This window comes from Kineococcus indalonis, assembly GCF_009906395.1.
GTDB lineage: Bacteria > Actinomycetota > Actinomycetes > Actinomycetales > Kineococcaceae > Kineococcus > Kineococcus indalonis.
Genome location: NZ_JAAALM010000426.1, coordinates 1 through 3,572 on the forward strand (window position 1 = coordinate 1; position 3,572 = coordinate 3,572).

Annotated in this window: 4 protein-coding genes; all 4 read left to right on the forward strand. The window is 78.1% G+C overall.

The window, feature by feature from the left end; translation table 11 throughout:
• On the forward strand, positions 1-1,488 hold a 1,488-nt coding region (locus GTR00_RS16865; protein ID WP_205706022.1), incomplete at its 5' end, for a mannitol dehydrogenase family protein.
• Positions 1,489-1,606: 118 nt separating this feature from the next.
• Positions 1,607-1,942: an HAD family hydrolase gene (locus GTR00_RS16870; RefSeq protein ID WP_166612745.1), complete on the forward strand. Its 336-nt coding sequence runs from the start codon at positions 1,607-1,609 to the stop codon at positions 1,940-1,942.
• A gap of 79 nt (positions 1,943-2,021) precedes the next feature.
• On the forward strand, positions 2,022-2,798 hold the full coding sequence (locus tag GTR00_RS16875) for an isocitrate lyase/PEP mutase family protein (RefSeq protein WP_166612746.1): 777 nt from the start codon (positions 2,022-2,024) through the stop codon (positions 2,796-2,798).
• Positions 2,799-2,945: 147 nt separating this feature from the next.
• Entirely contained in the window at positions 2,946-3,308 is a 363-nt protein-coding gene (locus GTR00_RS16880; protein WP_205706023.1) for a VOC family protein, read from the forward strand.
• Positions 3,309-3,572 lie beyond the last annotated feature (264 nt).

Genomic DNA, 3,572 nt, shown 5'->3' on the forward strand with positions numbered 1-3,572 from the left:
ACCCCGCTGTGCCCCGAGGTCGCCGGATCCCCGCCGCCCGGGGTCCAGGCCCCCGGCTACGACCGGTCCGCGCTCGTGCCGGCCGTGGTCCACCTGGGCGTGGGCGGTTTCCACCGCGCGCACCAGGCGGTGTACCTGGACGACCTGGCCCGCCGCGGCGAGACGGGCTGGGGCGTGGTCGGCGTGGGCCTGCACAGCTCCCGGATGCGCGACGCCCTGGCCCCGCAGGACAACCTCTACAGCGTCGTCGTGCGCGGCCCGCAGCACGACGAGGTGCGCGTGGTGGGCGTGCTCGTGGACTACCTGTACGCCCCCGACGACCCCGAGGCGGTGCTGGAGCGGCTGGCCGACCCGCGCACCCGGCTGGTCACCCTCACCATCACCGGCAGCGCCTACCCCGCCGACGACGCCGTGGACCCCTCGGTGCCGGAGGTGGCCGCCGACGTCGAGCAGCCGCACGAGCCCGGCACGGTGTTCGGCTACCTCGTGGAGGCCCTGGACCGGCGCCGCCGGCGCGGCACCGGCCCGTTCACCGTCCTCTCCTGCGACAACGTGCAGCACAACGGCGCGCGCACCCGCGAGGCCGTGCTGGCCACCGCCCACCTGCGCGACGCGGAGCTGGCGGACTGGATCGCCGCGAACGTCACCTTCCCCAGCAGCATGGTGGACCGCATCACCCCCGAGACCTGCGCGGAGGACCGCGAGGAGCTCGCGCGCCGGTACGGGCTGGGCGACCGCTGGCCGGTGGTCACCGAGCCGTTCTCGCAGTGGGTCGTGGAGGACTCCTTCTGCGCCGGCCGCCCGCCGCTGGAGCAGGTGGGCGTGCAGTTCGCCCCGGACGTGCTGCCCTACGAGGTGATGAAGACGCGCCTGCTCAACGGCGCGCACTGCGCCCTGGGCTACCTCGGCTCGCTCGCCGGGTTCGCCACCACCGACGAGGCGATGGCCGACCCCCGGGTGCGCGCCTACGTCGAGGGCTTCCTCGCCGAGGCCTCGGCGCTGCTGCTGGACGTGCCCGGCATCGACCTGCCGCGGTACTGCGCCACGCTGGTGGAGCGCTTCTCCAACCCGCGCGTCGGCGACCGGCTGACCCGGCTGTGCCGGCGGGGCAGCACGAAGGTCCCCGACTACCTGCTGCCCTCGCTGCGCCAGGCGGTGGACCACAACCGCCCGCGCCGGCACCTCGTGCTGGCGCTGGCCGCGTGGCTGCGCTACCTGCGCGGCGTCGACCACGCCGGGCACCCCATCGACGTGCAGGACGCCAACGCCGACCGGCTCACGGCGGCCGCCCGCAGCGGCGGCACCGACCCCGGCCCGCTGCTGCACCAGCGCGACGTGTTCGCCGGCTTCGGCGACAGCGTGGTCCTGCAGCGCGAGCTGCGCGAGGCGCTGCGCGCCCTGGAGGCCGGTCCGCTGGAGGCCGCGGCCGCCCTGCGCGCCGGCGTGCCGGCGCAGCCCCCGGCCAGGGCCCGCGAGTCGGCGGCGTGATGCCCGGCCGCGGCGACGTGGCCCGTGCCCTGCGCGAGGTGCGCTGGGTGCTGTGCGACGCCGACGCCGGCCTCTTCGTCGAGGGACCGGGCGAGGACCCGGCCGGGGGACCGCCGGCGTGGCCGGGTGCTTCCCGCCGGAGCTGCGCTTCAGCGCCGACGACTGCCTGCCGGCCCCGGCCGCCGCCCCCGACCCGGCCGTCCACCGGTTCGCGGAGCAGTGCCTGGGCCTGGGGGCCGGGCAGGCCCTCGCGGTGGAGGGCTCGGTGCCCGGGGTCGCCTCGGCGGTGGCCGCCGGGTGCCCCGCGATCGGCAACCTGCTCTTCGTCGCACCCGCCGAGCGCGCCGGGCGGCAGGCGGCGCTGCGCGAGGCCGGCGCCTGCGCCGTGGTCACCTCCTGGTGGGACGTGGTGGGCCTGCTGTGCACGGCCACGGCCCGCGGCGTGCACGGCTGAGCGCACCGGGGGCGCACCGCACCGCGCCCCCGGGCGCCCCCGGTGCGCCGCGCCCCGGGGGCGTGGCAGGGTCGGGCCCGTGGACCCCGCACAGAAGGCCGCCGAGCTGCGCCGCCTGCACACCGACCCCGAGCTCCTCGTCCTCGTCAACGTCTGGGACGCCGTCAGCGCCGCCGTCGTGGCCGCCGAGCCGGGCACGAGGGCCCTGGCCACCGCCGGGCACTCCATCGCCTCGACGTTCGGCTACGCCGACGGCGAGCAGATCCCGCTGGACCTGGCGCTGGGCATGGTCGAGCGCATCGTCCTGGCCGCCGGCGACCTGCCGGTGACCGCCGACCTCGACGGCGGTTTCGGGAACGCCGGCGAGACGGTGCGCCGCGCGATCGGCGTGGGCGTCGTCGGCGCCAACGTCGAGGACCAGCTGCGCCCGCTGGCCGAGTCGGTGCGCGTCGTGCAGGACGTCGTGGCCGCCGGCGAGGCCGAGGGCGTGCCGTTCGTCCTCAACGCCCGCACCGACGCGTTCGTGCGCGGCGGCGACCGCCCCCGCGAGCAGGTCCTCGCCGACGCCGTCGAGCGCGGCAGGGCCTACCTGGAGGCCGGCGCCACCAGCGTGTTCGTGCCCGGCGCCCTCACCGACGACGACGTGCAGCAGCTCGTGGCCGGCCTGGGCCGCGGCACGCTCAGCGTCATCGGCTTCCCCGGCGTGCCCGGCCAGGCGCGCCTGGCCGAGCTGGGCGTGGCGCGCCTCAGCTACGGCCCGCTGACGCAGCGGGTGGCGCTGACCGCGCTGCAGGACGCCGCCCGCGCGATCCACGCCGGCGGCGGCGTCCCGGAGGGCACCCGCGCGCTGAACTGAGCAGCCCGCCCGCGGGCGGGGCGGCCCCCGCGAGGGTCCCCCCGCCCGCACCGGTGAGTCCCGCCGCCCGCCGCGGTCCACCCCACGACGAGCGCGGCAGGGACGAGCGCGGCAGGGACGGGCTCGGGACGACGGGGACGGGAGCGGGTGAGCGCCGTGCAGGTGGAGCACGTCCTGGCCGTGGTGCCGGTGCGCGAGGTGGCGAGCGCGCAGGACTGGTACGCGCGCCTGTTCGGGCGCGAGCCGGACAACCGGCCCATGGCGACGCTGGCGGAGTGGCGGGTCACCACGGCCGGCTGGGTGCAGGTGTTCCAGGACGCCGGGCGCGCCGGCACGGGGCTGCTGAACCTGGCCGTGGCCGACCTCGACGCCGCGGTGGCCGAGCTGCGCGGGCGCGGCCTGACGCCCGGGCCGGTGCGGGGGGCGAGCCGGGGCGTGCGGCTGGTGGCCCTGGAGGACCCGGACGGCAACCGCCTCTCGCTGGTCGGCGGGTTCCGCGTCGAGTACTGACGGCCCCGCCCGCTGCCGCGCCCGCCGGCTCGCCGGGTGAGCGCTGCTCACCTACCGTGGTGGTGCCGGCGCCCCGCGACGGCCGGGCCCCGGAAGCGGCGGGGACCGCACACCACCGCAGCAGCGGAGGCCCCGTGTCCGGCCGACCCCCCACCGGTACCCCCCGCACCGACGACGAGGAAGACGATGAGGGTCACCGCCAGGTCCGCGACGCTGGTGCACGTGTCCCGGGCGGGGACGTCGGTGCCGTCCTCACCGTCGCGC